The 20511-nt window shown below is 72.9% G+C and carries 14 protein-coding genes; 7 read left to right on the forward strand and 7 right to left on the reverse strand.

Annotated features, from left to right (window positions below):
• Positions 1 to 98: 98 nt before the first annotated feature.
• From ABD331_RS16620 to ABD331_RS16645, 6 genes are all read left to right on the forward strand, one after another.
• Complete coding sequence (locus ABD331_RS16620) at positions 99 to 1415, forward strand: ABC transporter substrate-binding protein (protein WP_344475497.1); 1317 nt, start codon at positions 99 to 101, stop codon at positions 1413 to 1415.
• Positions 1412 to 2293 carry a carbohydrate ABC transporter permease gene (locus ABD331_RS16625; protein ID WP_344475499.1) on the forward strand — a complete coding sequence of 294 codons (882 nt, stop codon included), beginning with the start codon at positions 1412 to 1414 and terminating at the stop codon, positions 2291 to 2293. Before ABD331_RS16620 ends, ABD331_RS16625 begins: the two co-directional genes overlap by 4 nt.
• A gap of 31 nt (positions 2294 to 2324) precedes the next feature.
• Positions 2325 to 3206, forward strand: coding sequence for a carbohydrate ABC transporter permease (locus ABD331_RS16630; protein ID WP_344475501.1), 882 nt, complete (start codon positions 2325 to 2327; stop codon positions 3204 to 3206).
• Positions 3203 to 4198, forward strand: coding sequence for a LacI family DNA-binding transcriptional regulator (locus ABD331_RS16635; RefSeq protein ID WP_344475503.1), 996 nt, complete (start codon positions 3203 to 3205; stop codon positions 4196 to 4198). The genes ABD331_RS16630 and ABD331_RS16635 overlap by 4 nt, the downstream gene beginning before the upstream one ends.
• A gap of 349 nt (positions 4199 to 4547) precedes the next feature.
• Positions 4548 to 5378, forward strand: a complete 831-nt coding sequence (locus tag ABD331_RS16640) for an SAM-dependent methyltransferase (protein ID WP_344475505.1) — start codon at positions 4548 to 4550, stop codon at positions 5376 to 5378.
• A 164-nt stretch (positions 5379 to 5542) separates the two neighbouring features.
• Entirely contained in the window at positions 5543 to 7126 is a 1584-nt protein-coding gene (locus ABD331_RS16645) for a DUF4082 domain-containing protein (RefSeq protein ID WP_344475507.1), read from the forward strand.
• Positions 7127 to 7137: 11 nt separating this feature from the next.
• Here the strand turns inward: ABD331_RS16645 and ABD331_RS16650 are convergent, their stop codons facing one another.
• From ABD331_RS16650 to ABD331_RS16680, 7 genes are all read right to left on the reverse strand, one after another.
• Positions 7138 to 7521: a YchJ family protein gene (locus ABD331_RS16650; protein WP_344475509.1), complete on the reverse strand. Its 384-nt coding sequence runs from the start codon at positions 7519 to 7521 to the stop codon at positions 7138 to 7140.
• 133 nt (positions 7522 to 7654) lie between these two features.
• The gene (locus tag ABD331_RS16655) at positions 7655 to 8494 is read right to left on the reverse strand and encodes an NAD-dependent protein deacetylase (RefSeq protein ID WP_344475511.1); all 840 of its coding nucleotides are present in this window, start codon (positions 8492 to 8494) and stop codon (positions 7655 to 7657) included.
• Positions 8495 to 8508: 14 nt separating this feature from the next.
• On the reverse strand, positions 8509 to 10410 hold the full coding sequence (locus ABD331_RS16660; protein ID WP_344475513.1) for an ATP-binding cassette domain-containing protein: 1902 nt from the start codon (positions 10408 to 10410) through the stop codon (positions 8509 to 8511).
• On the reverse strand, positions 10407 to 12155 hold the full coding sequence (locus tag ABD331_RS16665; protein WP_344475515.1) for an ABC transporter ATP-binding protein: 1749 nt from the start codon (positions 12153 to 12155) through the stop codon (positions 10407 to 10409). The genes ABD331_RS16660 and ABD331_RS16665 overlap by 4 nt, the downstream gene beginning before the upstream one ends.
• Positions 12156 to 12296: 141 nt before the next feature.
• Entirely contained in the window at positions 12297 to 14357 is a 2061-nt protein-coding gene (locus tag ABD331_RS16670) for a hypothetical protein (protein ID WP_344475517.1), read from the reverse strand.
• A complete protein-coding gene (locus tag ABD331_RS16675; RefSeq protein ID WP_344475519.1) occupies positions 14354 to 15694 on the reverse strand; it encodes a hypothetical protein in 1341 nt (446 codons plus the stop codon). The genes ABD331_RS16670 and ABD331_RS16675 overlap by 4 nt, the downstream gene beginning before the upstream one ends.
• Positions 15694 to 18963: a hypothetical protein gene (locus tag ABD331_RS16680; protein ID WP_344475521.1), complete on the reverse strand. Its 3270-nt coding sequence runs from the start codon at positions 18961 to 18963 to the stop codon at positions 15694 to 15696. Before ABD331_RS16680 ends, ABD331_RS16675 begins: the two co-directional genes overlap by 1 nt.
• 423 nt (positions 18964 to 19386) lie before the next feature.
• Between ABD331_RS16680 and ABD331_RS16685 the strand changes: the two genes are divergently transcribed.
• Positions 19387 to 20490, forward strand: coding sequence for a PP2C family protein-serine/threonine phosphatase (locus ABD331_RS16685; protein ID WP_344475523.1), 1104 nt, complete (start codon positions 19387 to 19389; stop codon positions 20488 to 20490).
• Positions 20491 to 20511: the final 21 nt, after the last annotated feature.

Raw genomic sequence — 20511 nt, forward strand, 5'->3', positions numbered from 1 at the left:
TTCTTGCAGGACTTTAACGAGAACGTAACGACCCCTTGACGGCCGTTTCGGCACTGCTTCACTCTGTGCACGTTCACAGAACCCTCTGGAGGTACGCAATGCGCGCCAACCGCCTTGGAGCAGCCCTGGCCTTCGCACTCACGGCCACCCTCGCGAGCTGCGGCTCCAGCGAGCCAGCCCAGAGCCCCGAGGCGGCGCAGAGCCCAGCCGCCTCCCCGCAGGGCCCGGTCAAGCTCACCTACTGGACCTGGGCCCCCAACATGGACAAGATCGTCGAGGTCTGGAACAAGGCGCACCCCGACATCCAGGTGACGGTCAGCAAGCAGGCCGGCGGCGACGACGCCGCCGCCAAGTTCCTCACCGCGGCCAAGGCCGGCAACCCTCCGGACCTGGTCCAGGCCGAGTACCAGCACCTGCCCTCGTTCATCGCCGCCGACGCGGTCGCCGACCTCAAGGCCGAGACGGCCTCGATCAAGGGCGAGTTCTCCGAGGGCCTGTGGGGCCTGGTGACGCTGGGCACCGAGGCCGTCTACGGCATCCCGCAGGACAGCGGCCCGATGATGCTCTTCTACCGCCAGGACCTGTTCGACAAGCACGGCCTCGCTGTCCCCAAGACCTGGCAGGAGTACGGCGAGGCGGCCCGCGCCCTCAGGAAGAAGGACCCGAAGGCCTACCTCGGCACGTTCTCCAGCAAGGACCCGGGAGCGTTCACAGGCCTCGCCCAGCAGGCCGGCGCGCAGTGGTGGGCGATCAGCGGCGAGTCGTGGAAGGTGAACATCGCCGACGAGCCCACCAAGAAGGTCGCCGACTACTGGGACGCCCTCGTCAAGGAGGGCGCCATCGACGACATGCCGTACTTCACCCCCGAGTGGAACAAGGCGCTCAACGACGGCAAGCTGCTGACCTGGCCGTCCGCGGTGTGGGCGCCCGGCGTGCTGTCCAGCAACGCGCCCAAGGCCAAGGGCAAGTGGGCCGTCGCGCCGCTGCCGCAGTGGAACGCCGGAGAGAACTACAGCGGGTTCTGGGGCGGCTCGTCCACCGCCGTGTCCGCCAAGACGCCGAACAAGGCCGCCGCCGCGCAGTTCGCCACCTGGCTCAACACCGACCCGGCCGCCACCGGCCTGCTGGTCAGCGAGGCCGCCATCTACCCGGCCGCCACCAAGGCCCAGTCGGCGCTCGGCGCGCCGCCCGAGTACTTCGCCAACCAGCCCGACTTCTGGCAGCAGGCCGCCGCCGTCTCCGCCGGCGCCCGCGGCTTCACCTTCGGGCCGAACGTCGGCGTCACCTACAACGCCTTCAAGGACGGCTTCGACAAGGCGCTGCAGAACAAGACCCCGTTCACCGGCGCCGTGCAGGGCATGCAGGACGCCACGGTCGCCGACATGCGCAAGTCCGGCTTCACGATCGCCTCATGAAGCCCTCGCAGCGGGTGTGGCCGTACCTGTTCCTGAGCCCCGCGATCGTGCTGTTCACGCTGTTCCTCGCGGTGCCCATCGGCTACACCGTCTACCTGGCGATGCGCCGTACCAAGGTGTCGGGGCTGGGGCTGGGCAGGGGCGCGCGGCGGGAGGTCTACGTCGGGTTCGACAACTTCGCCGCCGCCCTGGCCGACGCCGAGCTGTGGAGCGGCTGGGCGCGCGTGCTCGGGTACGGGGCGCTGGTGCTCGTCGTCATGCTGGGGCTGGCCTTGCTGTTCGCGCTGATGCTCGACTCGGCGCGGGTGCGGCTGGCCCGCTTCTCGCGGATCGCGATCTTCCTGCCGTACGCGGTGCCGGGCGTGGCGGCCACCCTGCTGTGGGGCTTCCTCTACCTGCCCTCGCTCAGCCCGATCAGGGACGTCCTGGACGTCGACTTCCTGGGGGCGACCACCGTCACGTACTCCATGGCGAACGTGGCGGTGTGGGGCGGGGTCGGCTTCAACATGCTCGTGCTCTACACCACGCTGCGGGCCATCCCCCGCGACCTGTACGAGGCCGCGCGGCTCGACGGCGCCTCGGAGTTCCAGATCGCCGTCCGGGTCAAGATCCCGATCCTGGCTCCGGCGATCGTGCTGACCACTGTGTTCTCCATCATCGCGACGATCCAGGTCTTCACCGAGCCCACCACGCTGCGCCCGCTGACCAACACCATCAGCTCCACGTGGAGCCCGCTGATGAAGGTCTACCGCGACGCGTTCGTCACCGGCGACCTGTACTCGGCCGCCGCCACCTCGATCGTCATCGCCGCGATCTCACTCGTCCTGTCGTTCGGATTCCTGCGCGTGGTCCGCCACCACGCCTTCAGAGAGGGCTGACGGTCATGCCCCGCACCTCATGGGAGGGCCGATGACCACGGCCACCGCCACCACCTCCCGCCGCCACCGCCGCCTGGTGGGCGCCGGGCGCCCGACCGGCGCCGTCCCCACCGCCCTCCTGCTGATCGGCGCCGTCTACTGCCTGTTCCCGGTCTGCTGGGTGCTGATCGCGGCCACCAAGTCACCGGGCGAGCTGTTCAGCACCGCCACCCTCTCCTTCGGCACCGGCTTCCTCGACAACGTCACCGAGCTGTTCGCCTACCGCGACGGCGTGTTCTGGCTGTGGGCGGGCAACACGCTCGTCTACGCGGGCGGCGGCGCGCTGCTGTCCACCGCCGTCTCCGCGGTCTCCGGCTACACGCTGGCGAAATACCGCTTCCCCGGCCGGGACCTCATCTTCAGCCTGCTCATCGGCGGCATCCTGGTGCCCGCCGTGGTGCTGGCCATCCCGCAGTACCTGCTCTTCTCCAGGATCGGCCTGGCCGACAGCTACTGGGCCGTGCTGCTGCCGCAGATCCTGCACCCGTACAGCATCTACCTGGCCCGCGTCTACGCCGCAGCGGCCATCCCGGACTCCCTGCTGGAGGCGGGCCGCATCGACGGCGCCGGCGAGTTCGGGCTGATGTCGCGGGTGGCGATGCCGCTGATGGTGCCGGGCATGGTGACGATCTTCCTGTTCCAGTTCGTGGCGATCTGGAACAACTTCCTGCTGCCGTTCATCATGCTCGGCGACGACGGCAAGTTCCCGCTCACGGTCGGCCTCTACACCCTGCTGGCCGCGGGCGCGAACCAGCCCGCCCTCTACAACCTGATCCTGACCGGCGCCTTCCTGTCGATCGTGCCCTTGATCGCGCTCTTCCTCACGATGCAGCGATACTGGAAGACCGATCTGTCCTCGGGAGCGGTCAAATGAAACGCCCAACGATCCACGACGTCGCCGCCGCCGCGGGGGTCTCCCGCGGCACGGTCTCCCGCCTGCTCAACGGGGACAAGTACGTGAGCCCGGCGGCGCGCGTGGCCATCGAGAGGGCCATCTCCGAGACCGGGTACGTCGTCAACCGCGCCGCCCGCAGCCTGGTCACGCAGCGTACGGGATCGGTCGTCATGGTCCTGTCGGAGCCGCACGAGAAGCTGTTCGAGGACCCCAACTACAGCACCCTCATCCGCGTCGCCATCAGGATGCTCGCCGAGCGCGACCTGTCACTCGTCATGATGATGGCCGGTGACGAGGGCGACAGGGAGCGGGTGGTGCGCTACGTGCGCGGCGGCCACGCCGACGGGGTGCTGCTCGTCTCCACGCACGCGGGCGACCCGCTGCTCGACGCGCTCGGCGGCGGCCCGCCCGCCGTCTCCTGCGGCGCCGTCATCGGGCGCGAGACCGTCATCCCGTACGCCGCCGCCGACGACCGGCTCGGCGCCCGCCAGATGACCGAGTACTTCGTCGGCCTCGGCCGCCGGCGCATCGCCATGATCACCGGCCCGATGGACACGCCCGGCGGCATCCAGCGCCTCGAAGGCTTCGCCGACGTCCTCGGCCGCAAGGCCACCCAACGGCTCATCGCCCACGGCGACTGGACGCAGGCCAGCGGCGAGCGGGCCATGACGGAGCTGCTGGAACGCGCCCCCGACCTCGACGCCGTCTTCGTCGCCTCCGACCTCATGGCGGCCGGCGCCCTCGCGGCCCTGCGCGCGGCGGGGCGGCGGGTGCCGGACGACGTGGCGGTGGGGGGCTTCGACGACTCCTCGGTGGCCGTCTCCACCCATCCGCCGCTCACCACCATCCGCCAGCCGCTGGCCGAGATGGCGCAGGAGACGTTGCGGCTGCTGCTGGCGCTCATCGACGGGGCGGGGCACGTGGAGCCGGTGATACTGCCTACGGAGCTGGTGATCCGCGAGTCAGCCTGACCCGCACCCGTCACCCGTCACCCCAGCACCCGGCATCCGTCACCCAGCACCCGTCACCCGTCACCCGTCACCCGTCACCCGTCACCCGTCACCTGGCACCCGGCATCCGGCACCCAGCGCCTCGCCCTCGGCACAGCACCCATCGCTCGGCGCCCGGCGCCCGACAACCAACCGGCTAGCGTGTGCCGGAGGCGGGCGCTCAGGCGGGCGGGGGCGTTCAGCCGGGCGGCGGGCGGGTGGCGGGCCGCGGTGGGTTGCGGGCGGTGGGGCAATTGCGCGACTTTTCGGAAATTTCCGTATACCGGCAGTAGTACGATCGCCTGAGTTTCCGCACCCGAAGGAGCCCAGAGTGGCCGAGAACGGGCAGGAGCGGGCACCCTACGGGGTCGACACGACCAGGCCCAACGTCTCCCGCGTCTACGATTTCATGCTCGGCGGCAAGGACAACTACGAAGCCGACCGCCAAATGGCCCAGCGCGCCCTGGAGATCGCCCCGGACGCCCCCGAGGCCGCCCGCGCCAACCGCGAGTTCCTGAAGCGGGTGGTCAGGCACCTGGCCGCGGAGGCGGGAATCCGCCAGTTCCTGGACATCGGCTCGGGCCTGCCCACGCAGGGCAACGTGCACGAGATCGCCCAGTCGGCCGCCCCCGGCACCCGGGTGGTCTATGTGGACAACGACCCGATCGTCCTGGTGCACGGCCGCGCCCTGCTCGTCGTGGACGAGCACAGCACGGTCGTGGGGGCCGACCTGCGCGACCCGGACGGCATCATCGACGACCCGGAGGTGCGCCGGCTCATCGACTTCGACCGCCCGGTGGGCCTGCTGATGTTCGCCATCCTGCACCACCTGACCGACGACGAGCACCCGGCCGCCATCACCGCCCGCATGGTGGACCGCCTGGCGCGGGGCAGCTACCTGGCCGTCTCCCACTTCCACAACCCGGGCCTGGCCTATCCGGAGGTGTCGAAGCAGGCGTTCGCGGCCGAGAAGATCTTCAACGAGACGCTCGGGACGGGCCGCTGGCGCACCCGCGAGGAGATCATGACCTATTTCGACGGGCTGGACCTGCTGGAGCCCGGTCTGGTGCCGCTGCCGGAATGGCGTCCCGGCTCCGGTGACCAGGCAGAGCCCGGCATTACGTACCACACCTTCGTGGGAGCGGTCGCCCGCAAGCCGTGACTGCGGCCGAAAGATAATCGGGGTTTTAGCGCCGTCCGTTTACGGCCCATTTTCCTCATGAATAGCGATAAGCACCGCGAGCGTCTGACGCCGCATGGCACGATGGGCGCGATTCTCGGTCGGGGGAAATCCGGTGCGTGTTGCCTGCCCATGGAGGCTCGCTCGTGAACGGGTCACTGCACGTCGATCAGAAAGCGCCGCGGCGCGTAAGGCTCCGCCTGCGGCGGACGGGCCTGGCCGCGCTCGTGGCGGGCCTGCTGGCGGGAGGGCTCGCGATCATCGACCCGGCCGCGGCGCTGCCCGGCACGGGCACGGCGGAGGAGAGCTTCTGGGCCGCCTCCGGCTCGCTGTCGCCGCGGCTGTCGAACGCCCGGCGCCCGGTGGAGCTGGGCATGCGCTTCACGACCTCCCGGGCGGGGTCCGTGTCGGCCCTGCGTTTCTACAAGCACCCCAGGAGCTCGGACGGCCACACCGCCAGCCTCTGGGACGACCGGGGGAACCGCCTGGCCAAGGCATCGTTCACCGTGGAGAGCAGCCAGGGCTGGCAGGAGGCGCGGCTGCCCAAGACGGTCGCGCTCTCGCCCGGCAGGACCTACACGGTGTCGTATTTCAGCGCGGACGGGCGTTACGCCGTCGTACCGGGTTACTTCACGCGCAATTCTCCGCGTACCGAATCGTTGCGCGCGCAGTCGCGCAATGGGGTGTACGTCTACGATTCCAGTGCTTTTCCCACGAGAGCGAGTGCGGGACGGCACAACTATCTGGTCGACGTGACCTTCCAACCGGCGACCACCTCGCCCTCCCCCACTCCGACGACGAGCCCGACGCCCACGCCGACCCGCACGCCCACGCCCACGCCCACCGCCACGCCGACGGTCACGCCGACTCCGTCCGTGACACCCACCGTCACCCCGACCCCGTCCGTGACGCCGACCATCACCCCGACGCCGTCGCCCACCGGCAGGGCCGACTGTGACCTCCCGCGTCACCCCAACCTGTCCTGCACCGGCGTCCCTCCCGGCACCAAACTCACGACCGTCAAGGGCAACGTCACCGCCGCCAAACAGGGCCAGGTCATCGACGGGCAGCACATCACCGGCGACCTCATCATCACCGCCAATGACGTCGTCATCAGGAACAGCCAGATCGACGGCCTGATCACCAACTGGGAGACGGGCGGCTCGTTCACCATCACCGACTCCACGGTGGGCCCGCCCAGCGGCTGCGTCATCAACCAGGCCGTCGGCGAGAAGAACTTCAAGGCGGAGCGCATCAGCGTGCGCGGGTTCGACGACGGGTTCCGCATGTCGGGCAGGAACATCGTCGTCCGCGACTCGTACGTGAAGCTGTGCGGCCCGCCGACCAGCCACTCCGACGGCATCCAGGCCTACTGCCCCGGGAAGATCGTCTGCAGCGGGCTGGTGTTCGACCACAACACCATCGACCAGCGGCAGGCGCCCGAGCATTCCGACCCGATCAACCTGGTGGACAAGAATCTCAGCGCGGTGACCGTGTCCGACAATCTCGTGGCCGGCGGCAATTACAGCCTTCTCCTGAAATGGCATGCCGGGCCGAAGTGGAAGGTCTCAGGGAACAAGATCGTGCATGAGGCGTGGGACTTCGGCGCCGTCAGCTCCGAGGACACCTGCGAGAACATCGACTGGGGCCCCGGGAACGCCGTCGTCACCATCGACCACGACTACCGGATCACCAAGACCGTCCGGACGCTGACGCACTGCGTCGAGTGAGGAGGGGCGGCTCAGCCGTCCTTCGTCCCGGCGTAGACCCAGCGGCCGTCGAGGCGGACGAACCTGCTGTTCTCCTCCATCTCGCCCGCCTTGCCGCGCTCCACGTAGTGGGCGCGGAAGCGGACGGTGCCCTCGGTGTGCACGACGCTGCCCCCGGTGCTCTCCAGCACCTCCAGCCGCACCCATTTCACCCGCTTGTCCAGGTCGAGCCGCGGCGGGCGGGCGGCGGGGTGCCAGGTACGCAGCAGGTACGCCTCGTCGCCCACGCCGAACGCGCTGAACCGGGAGCGCATGAGCTGCTCGGCGGTGGCGGCGGCGGCCTCGCCGCGGTGGAATCGGCCGCAGCAGTCCTGGTAGGGGGCGGGCAGGCCGCACAGGCAGGCACGAGGAGGCATGGGCTCCATTCTGCCCTGCGCACGAGAGTGCGCCCGCCGCCTCAGACCGGCCGTGCGAGACAGCCTCAGACCGGCCACGCGAAGTAGCCTCGAACGGCCGTGTGAAGCCGCCTGCGCAGCCGGTCCTGCCGCCTCAGCAGGCCGTGGTGAACTGGGCGGCCAGGTCGGCGAGCGTGGGCCCGAGTGGCGCGTCCAGGGTGAGCGTGGCGTCGGCGTCTCCCCCGGTCGGCCCCTGGTTGACGATGGCGATGGGGAGGCCGAGCGAGGCGGCCTTCGTCACGAACCGCAGCCCCGACTTGATCGCCAGCGACGACCCGAGCACGAGCAGCGCCCGCGCCCCGCCCACGACGGCGAAGCACTCGTCCACGCGCGGCCTGGGCACGTTCTCGCCGAAGAACACCACGTCCGGCTTGAGCACCCCGCCGCAGCCCGCGCACCCGACCACCCGGAACCCGGAAACCTGCTCGTCGGTGAGCACGGCGTCGCCGTCGGGGTTGATCTGGCCGCTGGTCGCCTCCCACGACGGGTTCGCCTCGCGCAGTCGGCGCTCCAGCTCGGCGCGCGGGGTGCGCTCCCTGCACGACAGGCAGACGACGCGGTCGAGGCCGCCGTGCAGCTCGATGACGCGCTGGGCGCCGGCCGCCTGGTGCAGGCCGTCCACGTTCTGGGTGACGATGCCGGCCAGCAGCCCGTGCCGCTCCAGCTCGGCGACGGCGCGGTGCCCGGCGTTGGGTCTGGCCGCGCCGATCTGCCGCCAGCCGACGTGGCTGCGCGCCCAGTACCGCTGCCGGGCCTCTGCGCTGCCGACGAAGCGCTGGTACGTCATCGGCTCGGCGCGCCTGGCCCGGCCTGTCGGGCCCCGGTAGTCGGGGATGCCCGACTCGGTGGACAGCCCTGCCCCGCTGAGCACGGCCACCCGTCCCCCGGCGACCAGCTCGGCCAGCTCCGTCACCTTCGTGGTGCTTGGTGTCACCCTTCCATGGTGCCCTAAGCTCCGGCCTGCTCCTCCTTCGTGATCAGGTCGTCGGTGATCAGTTCCGTGTGCCACAGCCGCCGCATCTCGGGGCACCCTTCGAGCAGCTCGTCCAGCCGCCCGCGTCCGGCGACGCGGCCACGGTCGAGAACGATCACCTGGTCGGCGCGTTCGAGTGCGGCCTGCCGGTGGGAGACGACCAGGACGGTCTCCGGGCCGCGCCCGGCGATCCGCTCCCACAGGAGCCGCTCGGTCTCGACGTCCAGCGCGGACGACAGGTCGTCCACCACCAGCAGGTCCGGCTCGCGGATCAGGGCGCGGGCGGCGGTGGCGCGCTGCACCTGCCCGCCGGACAGCCGCACCCCGCGCGGCCCGACGACCGTGCCGAGCCCGTCGGGCATCCCGGTCAGGTCCTGCTCGAACGCCGCCAGCTCCAGCGCCCGCCGGGCGTCGTCGTCGCTCGCGGGCCTGCCGAGCAGCAGGTTCTCCCGCAGGGACGCCGAGAACAGGCGGGGCACCTGGCCCGCGTACGCCGTACGGCCGGGGACGAGGAACGTGCCCGGGTCGGCGACCGGGGCGCCGTTCCACACGATCGTGCCCTCGTCCAGCGGCAGGAGGCCGAGCAGGGCGCGTACCAGCGTGGTCTTGCCCGCCCCCACGGCCCCGGTGATCACGGTGAACGAGCCGTGTTCGAGCCGCAGATCGACGCCGTGCAGCACACCCCGCACGCTCAGCCCGCGCGCCTCGAGCACCCGCAGCGGACCGGCGTGCAGTGGCGGCGGCGTGGGGGGTGGCGAGTCAGCGTGCGGGCTCGGCAGTGCGGCGGACAGCAGGCCAGTGTGCGGGAGCGGCGAGTCGGCGGACGGCGGGTCGGGGTGCGGTGGCGGCGGGGCGGTGGGGGGCGGGTCGTGGTGCAGCCAGACGTCGGCGCCCCGCGACAGGGCGTCGGCGTCCTCGTGCGGCGCCATCAGCGCGGTGAGCCGCTCCGTGGCGACCGCCGCCTGGGGCAGCCGGTAGAGGGTGGTGCCGATGGAGCGGGGCAGCGCGGTGAGCCAGCCGAGGTAGCTGGTGAACAGCGCCAGGTCCCCCACGGTGAAGTCGCCGCCGCGCATGGCGGGCGCGGCCAGCAGCAGCACCAGGCCGGTGCTCAGCTCGACGGTCGTGGTGGTGGCGGCGTCCAGCAGGTCGGTGGCCATGCGGTCGCGGACGGCCGCGTCGCGCCGCCGCCGGTTGTGCTCGCGCAGCCGTTCCAGGGCGGCGGGCTCGGCGCCCGCCGTCTTGAGCGCGAGGACGCCGCCGAACACCTCTCCCACGTACGCCGTCACGGCCGCGCCGAGCCGCCTGGCCCGGCGGTGCAGCCTGGCCACGACCCGGTGCATCGACCTGTTCAGCACCCCGACCGCGAGCATCGGCAGGATCAGCACCAGGGTGATCAGCGGATCGATCGAGGCCATGATCGGCAGGGCGACGGCCGCGAACAGGGTGGTGCCGGCCAGGCTGACGCTCTCGTCGGTGAAGTCCACGGCGTCGGCCACGTCGTCCCGGAGCCGGGCGACGCCCTCGCCCGAGGAGTGCGACAGCCGCGCGGCGGCGGGGCCGCGCGCGGTCAGCACGGAGCGCAGCACGTTGGCGCGCAGCAGCGTCGCCGCCGCGTTCCACCAGTACACGCCGTACGTCCAGGCGACGACGATCACCACCCCGCGGACCAGCTCGACCCCGACGAACGCCGCGCACAGCCACAGCACGGCCTCCAGCGCGGCCGGCTGGTGCCCGCTGATCCGGTCGAAGACCTGCTGCAGGACGAGCCCGCCGGCCAGCGGGATCACGTGGACGGGCAGCCACAGCAGCGCCCCGATCAGGTACCTGCGCAGGTCGAACGTGGCCAGCCGGGTGGCCACCAGCATCACGGGTCTCATCGGCTCACCCCCGCCAGGTCGAGCAGCCGCCCGAACCTGCTGTCAGGGTCCGCGGCCAGCTCGTCGCGGCGGCCGTACTCGACGATCTTGCCGCGGTCGAGCACCGCGATCTTGTCCACCCGGGACAGCGACGACAGGCGGTGCGCGATGATCACCCCTGTCCTGCCGTCGAGCAGGCGGCCGACGCTGTCCTCGATGCGGCGCTCGGTGGCCGGGTCCAGGCGGCTGGACGCCTCGTCGAGGACGACCAGCCCCGGGTCGGCGAGGAACGCCCGCGCGAACGCGATGAGCTGCGCCTGCCCCGCCGACACGCCGCGCAGCTCGGTATCGAGCCCGTCGGGCAGCCCGGCCGCCCACTCGCCGAGCCCGACGCCGTGCAGCACCTCCATCAGCCGCTCGTCGCCGGGCGACGGCCTGAACAGCGTCAGGTTGTCGCGGACGCTGGCCGCGAAGAGCTGCACGTCCTGCGTGACCACGCCAATCCTGGTGCGCAGCGAGTGCGGGTCGGCCTCGCGCAGGTCCACGCCGCCCACCCGGACGGCGCCCTCCACGGGGTCGTGCAGCCGCAGCACCAGCCTGGCCAGGGTCGTCTTGCCGCTGCCCGTCCGCCCGACCAGGCCCAGCGTCTCGCCGGGCGCCAGCGTGACGTCGATGCCGGACAGCACCTGCTCGTCGTCGTCCGGGTAGCCGAACGCGACCCCTTCGACGCGCAGCCCGAGCGGCCCGGCGGCGGGCAGCGGGCGCGTGCCGGGGGTCAGCGCGGGCCGCTCCGCGAGCAGCGCCGCGATGCGGGCCAGGCCGGCCAGGGCCGCCTGGTACTGCCTGATCTGGTCGATCAGCCGCTCGAACGGCGCCCGCACCATGAGCGTGTACTGGAAGAGCAGCACGGCGGTGCCGACCGTGAGGGTGCCCGCCTGCACCGTCCAGGCGGCCAGCCCCAGCATGAGGGCCGTGCCCGCGGCGAACGCCACCGACGTGCCGGCGAGCAGCGTGGTGCCGATGCGGGCGTCGCGCCGCTCGGCCTGGAACAGGGCGGCGGCGACCTGGTGGAAGCGGCGCACCGTGTGCTCGCCCGCGCCGTTGGCCCTGAGGTCCTCGGCGCCCGCCAGGCGCTCCTCCAGGGTGCCGAACAGCGTGGCGCTCGCAGCGCGGGAACGGGCCGCCGACGGCACGGCCAGCCGCTGGGCGCGCGCCATGCCGTACCCGATGAGCAGGCAGTACACCAGCAGCACCGCGCCGATGCGCCAGTCGACGGCGAACACCACGACGATCACGCCGGCCAGCAGCAGCACGCTGGCCACCACGTCCAGCAGGAACGCCACCTCGAAGTCGGCGACCGCCACGACGTCGCCGTCCACCCGCTCGATCAGCTCGCCGGGCGTGTGGCGGCCGTGGAAGGCCAGGTCGAGGCCGAGCGCGTGGCCGGTCAGGCGTTCGCGCAGGCGGTTCGTGCCGTCCCAGGCCAGCCTGCTGGCCAGCCACGCCGTCACCATCCTGGCGGCCTGGCCCGCGACCGCGAGGCCCAGGTAGGCGAGGGCGACCAGCGTCAGGTGCCGGATGCTCGCGCCGCCGATGGCGTCGTCCACGAACCGCCGGGTCACCTGCGGCGCGGCCAGCGGCAACGCCGTAGCGGCGGCGATCGCGGCGGTCAGCGCCGCGCCGGCGCCCCGTCCTGGACGGAGCAGCCGTAGTACATCTCTGTCAGAGGTCGATGCGGAAGAGGTCCCGGTATCGATCGGACTCAAGAAGCGTCATGCCCTTTGCGTCGGAGGAGTCACTGAGCTGAGGGATCATGAACACTTCAGCCATCTCGGGCCTCCTCACGGTGGTGGGCGCGCTTCTCGTCCGGGAGTACACCAGGCCCCGGTGCCGCCCGGCAACCGAATTTATCGGGGCGCGGAGCGTACGACGCAGCCCAGCCGCAGCTCCGCGCACTGCTCCCGGCCGTCCACCCGCCACCAGAGCTGTCCCGGGGCGGGCAGCATCTCGGTGATCAGCACCTCGGCCGGGTCGTGCCTGGCCAGGTCCTCGACGGCGAACGGGTCGCAGAAGTCGACGTAGAAGGGGGTGGGGGTGGCGGGGTGGTGGACGAAGACGTGGCGGGGCAGGGCACGTTCGCGGCGCAGGCGGTGGATGGCCAGCCAGCGGTCGAACGCGTCCGCGCCGCGCTCCGCCGGGAGGGGGACGCGCCAGCGGGCCCGCTGGTAGATCAGGTCGTCCAGGAGGATGCGGGGGGTGTGGGCGCCCAGGTCGATCTCGGGGTGCCTGTCGGGGCCGGATGAGGTGGGCGGGTGCAGGGCGGGGCCCGGTGAGGTGGGCGGGTGCAGGGCGGGGCCCGGTGAGGTGGGCGGGTGCAGGGCGGGGCCCGGTGAGGTGGGCGGGTGCAGGGCGGGGCCCGGTGAGGTGGGCGGGTCAGGGAACGGGTGCTGGGCGGGGCGGAGCTGGGCGGGGATGGGCTCGTGGAGGGGGCGGCAGTCGGCACGGACGCCGCACAGCAGCCACGTCGCCTCGTCCAGCGTGGGGCCGACGGCCATCAGGTCGGGGCCGGGGAGGGTGGGGCGGGGCTGGGTCCGATCCCAGAGGTGGGCGGTGGCGCGGGCCACGTCCTGGCTGGTCAGCCTGATGACGTGCGGCTCGTCACAGCGGGTCAGCGCCTCGGACGCGAGCCTCTCCAGGGTGGTGGTGAGTGCGTGCAGGTGCGCGGGGTCGTCGGCGAGGAGCGTGGCCAGGTGCCACAGCGGCAACACCGCCGTCAGCGCCGCCCGCAGCCCGGCCAGCGCGCCGCCGCCTATCGTGACGCGTTCGCTGTACGGGCTGGACCGCGCCTCTCGAAACACCTCGTGACGCTGCGGCCCCCACGCCTCAGCGTCCCGCGCCCGCCCACCCCACCCATGCGGATGCGGCCGCCCCTCAACCCCACCCCTCGCAGGCCCGTCCCCCGCAGGCCCGCCCCGTGCATGCTCGCCCCCCGCAGTCCCGCCCCTTGAATGCCTATCCCCCGCAGGCCCGTCCCCCACCGTCCCGCCACCCGGCGGACCCTCCCCCACCATCCCGCGCCCCGAAGGCCCGTCCGCCATCAGGGCGCACCTCCCGGCCGAGTCCAGCGCTTCGAGCCGAGCGTCCTCGAAGCGCTCCGCCCGCCGGGGCCAGGGCGCGTCCGCGTACCGGACCCGCAACTCCTCCACCCGCCCCGCGTCCCCGACGTGCCGCGCCAGCCACTCACCCGCCTCGACGACCACCCGCTCAGTCCCCGGCTCCCCCACCCGCAGCGCCCGCTCGTCCCCCGGCTGGAACCGCGCATACAGGACAGGCCCACCGCCCCCACCCCCCACCGTTAACCGCCGCAGTTGCCGATGGGCCGCCGCGCTGAGCAGCCGGGAGCGCCTGGCGGTGCCGTCCCCCGGCCTGCGGGCCAGCGGATGCCGCACGATCGCCTGGTAGAAGGCTGGATCGGCGAGAAAGGCGGCCTCCCGCACGGACTCCTCGTCGTAGGCTTCCGCGACCTTACGCCGGGTCACGAGCCGTGCGGCGGCGTAGGCGCTCCTGGCCGCCGCCCGTGCCGCCCCCGCCACGACCACCGCCGACTGCCACCGCCGCGCCCACTCCCCCAGCCCGAGCGACTCCAGCAGCCCCAGCTCCTCCCCGGACAGCGGCATCCCGGTGCGCACGCTCCTGATGCAGTGCCTGGCCTGGGCGCGCCGTTCGGGAGCGAGCCGCAGGACGCTGCCGCGCATGGGGGCGGCCAGGCGTTCAAAGGCCCGCCGCTCGGCGGTCAGGCGGCGTTCGGCGGCGAGCAGCCGTTCGGTGAGCCGCCGCAGGTCGGGATGGCCCAGCCCGTCGAGCAGCGACACCGGCAGGCCGGTGGTGCGCAGCAGGAACCACGGGCACAACTCGACGACCAGATCTCCCCGCCCGGCGTCCGCGCCATCCCCCAGGCTCCCACTCACCCGCGTCCCCCCGACACCCCGGCCCCGCCCCCCGCCACGACACGCCGCCCGCCACCCACCGCGCCGCCTGCCGCTCCACTCACCGCGCCACCCGCCACGCCGCCCACTGCGCCGCCTGCCGCTCCACTCACCGCGCCACCCGCCGTGCCGCTCACCCCACCACCCACCGCGCCACTGGCCGTGTCCCCGGCGACCGTGCAGGCGGCGAGCCGTCCCGGTGGGAGGTCGTGGAGCCGGTCGCGCCACGTCCTGATCGTGCTCGCCACCTCCCAAGCCCGCATGGTCTCGGGCGCGTCGAACTCGATCCACCGCGTCAGGTCGTCCCCCGCACGCGGCGGGAAGCGCACGCTGTGCCCGGCCCAGACCGTACGGATCCCCATCCGGTACGGCCGCACCCCTCCGAGCCGAACCCCGCCCGGCCCGTCCGCCAGCAGCTCCAGCGACTCCCCCACGACGCCCGCGTCGATCCCGGGCGCGCCCACCGCCAGCTCGCACGTCACCGGCGCGGACCTCGGGATCGCGGCCAGCAGGCGGCGGAGGTTGACGGTCATGCCGTTCAGCCCGGTCACGGCGGCCAGGAAGTCGATGCGCGTCACGATGATGGTCAGCCCTCGGCAGCGGGCCAGCGTGTCGAGGGGGAAGCGCGCCACCCGTACCGCGTCCAGCCTGCCCGCCCACGGGCCGCCGGCGGGCGGCGTGTCGCCTCCGGTCAGCCAGCGGACGTGGGTGCGGGGGCCGCCGGCGTACCAGCTGGGGCGGATGACCCGTTCTGGCGACCAGCTCAGCCACTCGGCCCCGGCCAGCTCGGGGACCCGCCGCAGCGCCGCGACCTGCTCGGCCACGAGCCGCCCGCACAGCGTCACCCGCTCCGCCCCGAGCGCCCGCACCAGCGCGAACGCGGCGGGAAGCTGCCGCTCGCCGTCCACCACGACGTGCACGCGCCGCTCCTTGGCGGCCTCCACCGCCTGGTCGACCTCAGGACGGAACAGCTCGCACCTGGCGGCCGCGGTGAGCACGTCGCGGCTGCTCTGCGTGCTGCCCTCGGCCAGTTCGAGCCCGTCGAGGCTGAGCCGGAGTGCGGGGTCGCCCGCCAGGCGCAGCGCCGTGCCGACGGCTCGCAGGTGCGCGTCGTCGTAGCCGGCCCGCTCGATGACGTCCGCCGCCTGTCCGGCCGGCGCGGGGTGCGGCCCGTCGGGGCGTCCTGCGGCGGCGCGCAGGAGCGCGGGGTCGGCGAGGCGTTCGACGACGCGGGTGCCCAGGTCGAGCACCTCGGTTCCGGGCGGCGGGACGATCTCGGTGGTGAAGTCGGTGAACGGGGGAATGACGAGAAGCTCCATCAACCGCCCTCTCCGGGCCAGGGGTAGGGGTGCGCCGGACGGCCCCGCAAGTTCTCCGGCCGGGACCGCAGATCATCCGCACGGGACCGCAGATCATCCGCACGGGAGCGCAGGTCGTCCACACGAGGCCGCAGGTCATCCGGCCGGGACCGCAGATCACCCGGCCGGGGCCGGAGGTCGTCCGCGCGGGACCGCAGATCGTCCGGCTGGGGCCGCCGATCCGTGGTGCGCGGGCTCGAGAGCTGCGGCTGTCTTTCCAAGGCCGTCCCGCGCCGCTCCATCCACCGCGCGACGGCGGCCCCTCGCGACGGCTGCACGGGCTGCTGCAGCCCTCTGACAGCCTGCGGGACCGGCCCGGACAACTGCCGCACCCCTTGTACGGACCGGTTCGTCCCCTGAACCGAGCCACCACGCGAGCCCACCCGCACTTCACCGACCACCTGCGCCCCGCCACCACCACCGGCGCGCTCACCGGCCACCGCCCCCTCCCCGCCCTGTGCAGGAGACCCGGCAGGCCGCAGGTAGACGCACCGCAACTCGGCCGCGAACCGCCGCTCCCCCTCCCGCAGCCAGCTCTCCCCCGGCCCCGGCAGCACCTCGGTCACCGTGACCTCGTCGGCGGAGGCGGCCAGCCGGGCCAGCCCTTCGAGCAGCGCGGGCGCGCGCGTGTCCACGTAGAAGGAGCGCCGCTCCCGCGCCGTGGACGCGAAGAACGCCACCGGCAGGTCGTGGGCCTCGCGCAGCCGCGCCATCGCCACCAGCAGCTCACGATCGCCCCCGGCCTGCCCCAGCGCCTCGAACGAGGAGCCCCCCAGCCGCCACAGCCGCCGCGAGAGGACCACGTTGTCCCAGGTCAGCCGGGGCACGCCGGACAGCCCGCGAAGCCTCGGCAATCGCACCCTGGGCAGCGCGAACGCCGTGTGCAACGCCGTGTCGTGCTCGCCGTTGTGCAGCAGCAGCGGCTCCTCCATCCCCTTGGCGTGCAGGACGGCCCGCTGCCCGTCGCTGTGCACGTACAGCTCGTCCAGCCCGATCCGCCGCCGCCTCGGGTCGGCCGCCACCCCGCCGAGCTCCAGCACAGGGCCGGGCAGCTCCAGCGGCGGCACGCCGTTGGTGCGGCGCGAGATGACGTTCAGCACGGTGAACCCGGACAGCGCCCGCCTGATCCCGGTGTCCCGCTCGGCCAGGCACGCGGCGCGTTCCTCGTGGAACTGCAGCGCCCACGGGGTGAGCAGCACCGCGTCGTGGAGCCTGCTGAGGACCAGCGGGGTCACCCCCGCCTCGTACGCCTCCAGCGCGGACGCGGCCACCATGACGTCGGCCGAGCAGAGCACCGGGGCGGCGGGCGGGGCCGGTTCGGGGAGCAGACCGGCGAGGTTCAGCTCGGTGGTGCCGGCGGGCGAGTCGCGGACGAGGGCGGCGATGCGCTCGTCCAGCCGGTCGCCGTGCTCGATCTCCAGGTCGCCGGTCGAGCGTAGCACCTCGGCCAGCTCGTACGTGCCTGGCCCGAGCCTGCCGGCCAGCAGCCGGTTGGTGCGCTGCCTGGTCAGCTCGGCCTCCTCGGCGAGCAGGTCGAGCACCCTGGGCACGCGGCCCCGCAGGTCGGCGGCCAGCGCGTCGCCGACGGTGACCCGCAGCGTGCCGGCGGCGGCCTCGTGCACGATCGCCCGGTCGTCGCGACGCCCGCCGCCCGCCAGCGCCTCGATCCGGCGTTGCACGGCCAGCTTCACGTCGGGTGACGCGCCGGGGTACTGGGCCAGCAGCTCGCTGATCTCGCCCACGCGCCTGCCCAGCGGGAGGTCGGCGTCCTGGGCGGGGCGGGTGCCGATGATCGCGCGGGCGCGCTGCGCCGGCACGCCGGGGCGGGACACGAACGGTCTTCGCGGTACTCCCGAGGCCAGCATCCTGCGTACGCGCGCCTCCCGTCCGCCCGCGCTCTCCTCCCCCGGGCTCCGCCCCTTCCGGGTACGGCTTTCGGCCTCGGCACACCCGCACTCACAGGCACCCGAAGCGGCCCTGGCCCGCATCCCCTCCCCCCGCGCCACACCCTCACGCACGCCCTCACCGCGCCCCGCGCCTTCACGCGCCCGATCACCGCGCGCCACGCCGTCGCGGGCCACGCCGTCACGCGTCGCGCCCTCGTGGGCCTCGTCGCCCGCCGCCACCGGCACCCCCTTGGCGACCAGTCGCTCGCGCAACCACCCGAGTGTGTCGCAGACGGTGGCGGGCGGGCACAGGTCGTGGGTAAGCAGCCCGCGCCGCACCGCCACGGTCATCGCCGCCGAAGCCCGCTCCACCCCGGCCCCCGTCTCGGCCGCGATCTCGGCGAGCGTGCGCCCGCCGTCGCAGTGCCCCACGAAGGCGGCCCCGTCGAGCACCTCGCCCGTCCACGTCTTGCGGCGCGGCACCAGCCCGGCGACGAGGGCGGGCTCGGCGAGCACGCGCTGCTGCAACGCCTCGCCCACCCGCGCGGCCGGGAACGCCACCCGCCGCGCGTACTCGGCGGCCCCCGCCCACGTGTGGCCGCCGCGTTCCCCCGGGGCGACGACTCCGTAGTTGACGGGCCCGTAGCAGCCCGCCGTCTCGCACGACGCCGACAGCCGCTGCACCTGTTCGGCCAGCTCGCGGCGGATCTTGCCGCTCTTGGTGCCGCGTCGCAGGTCGCGGTAGAGGGCGGGTGAGGAGCAGACGAGGGCGTCGAGGAAGCGCTCGTCGGCGACGATCCCCGCCACGGCGGCCCTGCCGAGCGCGGCGTCCCCGGTGGCCAGCCCGGACAGCGTGAGCCTGGCCTCCTCCAGCCGCCCGGTCACCTCGTTCCACTCCGCCAGCCAGTCGGCCGGGGCGGGCGTGCCGTCCGGCAGGGGCCGCAGGTCGCGCAGGCGGCTGCGCAGGCCACGCGGCAACCGCCCGCTCCCCGTCCACCCGCCGCCTCCCGCCCGGACCCCGCTCCCCGCACGTCCAGGAGGCGCGCCGGACAAGCGCGCGTCAGCCGAACGGCCGTCAGCCGAGCGAACTTCGACCGAGCGAGCTTCGGGCGAGGGCGCTTCGGGCGGGCGGGCGTCGGCCGAGCGAGCATCGGACGGGCGGGCGTCGGTGTCATGGTCGTGCGACTCAGCCAGCAGTTCGCGAGCCCGCCGCTCCAGCCCCGCGACCACCACCGCACTCTCCGCCGCCCGCGAGTAGACGAGGGACATGACGAGCTCCCAGGAAAACCCGGCGCTCCGGACGACCACGGCCGGCAGCAGGTTCCAGTCGTGCTCGATGTCCATATGGGCGGCTCCCTATCCAGACATGAATTAGTCGTTCCGCGTCTCAACTCAGATATTTACAAGATCATTTTCGTGTGTCAATGGATAGCGAGATTAGAAGCTAATGAGAACCCGGACACCCCACCCACCAACAACAGCAAACCCCACCATAAAGGGCGGCGCTGTTTACTTTCCGTAGCCACCCTGCCTATCCTTGCAGCACAGAGCGTCAACACCGTTCTGAGAAAGCGCATTTCGCAATGCGCCGCGCCACCCGTCGATTTCCCCGCCATTCAATTCACCGCGGGACGTTCGCCCGGATATTAATGCGCCCGAAGGCGTTCCCATTCGCACGTCAGGGCAAGGTGCGGTCAAGGGCGCGTGCCAGCGCGCCGGAGAGGAGAAACGGACTGATAGAAGGTGACATGAGGTGAAGGGAGAGCGGTGACGGACGACGGGAGACTGCGGCACCGCGATGGGCCGCGGCTGAGCACGCCGGTGCTGGTGGCGGTGTGCCTGCTGGTCACGGTCGTGGTGGTCGCGCTGGACGTGGCCACGGGGACGGCGGTGCGACTGTTCCCGCTGCTGGTCTTCCTGCCGGCGATCGTCTCGGCGCTCGGCGAGGTGTGGCAGACGGCCCTGGTCTCGGTGTGGGTCATCCTGGCGGAGATCGGCACCGGCGTCTACCTCGGCGCGGAGACCGACGACATCCTGCTGGCGACCGGGTTCATGGTGCTGTTCGGGGCGCTGAGCGTGGTCGGCTGCCGGTACCGGGTGCGGCGCGAGGAGGAGGTGTCCCGGCTGCGCTCGGCCGCGGCGGCGCTGCAGCGGCTGATCGTGCGCCCGCTGCCCCTGCGCACCGCCGACGTGGTGGTGAACGGCCTCTACCAGCCGGTCGAGGAGGACGCGATGGTCGGCGGCGACATGTACGAGGTGGCCGCCTCCCGCCACGGCACCCGGGTGCTGATCGCGGATGTCCAGGGCAAGGGCCTGCCCGCGATCGGCACGGCGCTGGCGGTGCTGGGCTCGTTCAGGGAGGCTGCCTACCGCGAGCACACGCTCACCGGCGTCGTGGCCGCCCTGGAGAACTCCGTCGTCAGGCAGAACGCGTTCGCCACCCAGACCGGCGAGCCCGAGCGGCTGGTCACCGCCCTCGTGCTGGACATCGGCAGGAGCTCGGTGGTCGAGGCCGTCAACTGCGGCCACATCGCCCCGTTCGTCATCCACGACGGCGACGCGATCCAGGCCGACCTGGGCGAGCCCGCCGTGCCCCTCGGCCTGGCGGCGCTGTCGTCGTCACCCAGGAAGGGGACGCGGTTCACGTTCCCGGCCGGCGCCACGATGCTGCTGTGCACCGACGGCGTCACCGAGGCGCGCGACCCCAGCGGCGCCTTCTACCCGCTGGAGGCGCGGCTGCGTTCCTACGCCCGCGCCCCGTCCGGCGGCCTGGCCGCCAGGATCGACGCCGACCTGCGGGTCTTCACCGGCACCGCGCCACGCGACGACATCGCGATCCTCGCGCTCCGCAGAACCGACCCGTCCTCATGAACCACTGACGACACCCGCGCG

The organism is Nonomuraea monospora (genome assembly GCF_039531895.1).
Taxonomy (GTDB): Bacteria; Actinomycetota; Actinomycetes; order Streptosporangiales; family Streptosporangiaceae; genus Nonomuraea; species Nonomuraea monospora.

Excerpts from the sequence above, each read along its gene's own strand:
- ABD331_RS16620 (WP_344475497.1), top strand. The coding sequence starts at position 99 with ATGCGCGCCAACCGCCTTGGAGCAGCCCTGGCCTTCGCACTCACGGCC.
- ABD331_RS16625 (WP_344475499.1), top strand. The coding sequence starts at position 1,412 with ATGAAGCCCTCGCAGCGGGTGTGGCCGTACCTGTTCCTGAGCCCCGCG.
- ABD331_RS16630 (WP_344475501.1), top strand. The coding sequence starts at position 2,325 with ATGACCACGGCCACCGCCACCACCTCCCGCCGCCACCGCCGCCTGGTG.
- ABD331_RS16635 (WP_344475503.1), top strand. The coding sequence starts at position 3,203 with ATGAAACGCCCAACGATCCACGACGTCGCCGCCGCCGCGGGGGTCTCC.
- ABD331_RS16650 (WP_344475509.1), bottom strand. The coding sequence starts at position 7,521 with ATGCCTCCTCGTGCCTGCCTGTGCGGCCTGCCCGCCCCCTACCAGGAC.
- ABD331_RS16660 (WP_344475513.1), bottom strand. The coding sequence starts at position 10,410 with ATGAGACCCGTGATGCTGGTGGCCACCCGGCTGGCCACGTTCGACCTG.
- ABD331_RS16675 (WP_344475519.1), bottom strand. The coding sequence starts at position 15,694 with ATGGAGCTTCTCGTCATTCCCCCGTTCACCGACTTCACCACCGAGATC.
- ABD331_RS16680 (WP_344475521.1), bottom strand. The coding sequence starts at position 18,963 with ATGGACATCGAGCACGACTGGAACCTGCTGCCGGCCGTGGTCGTCCGG.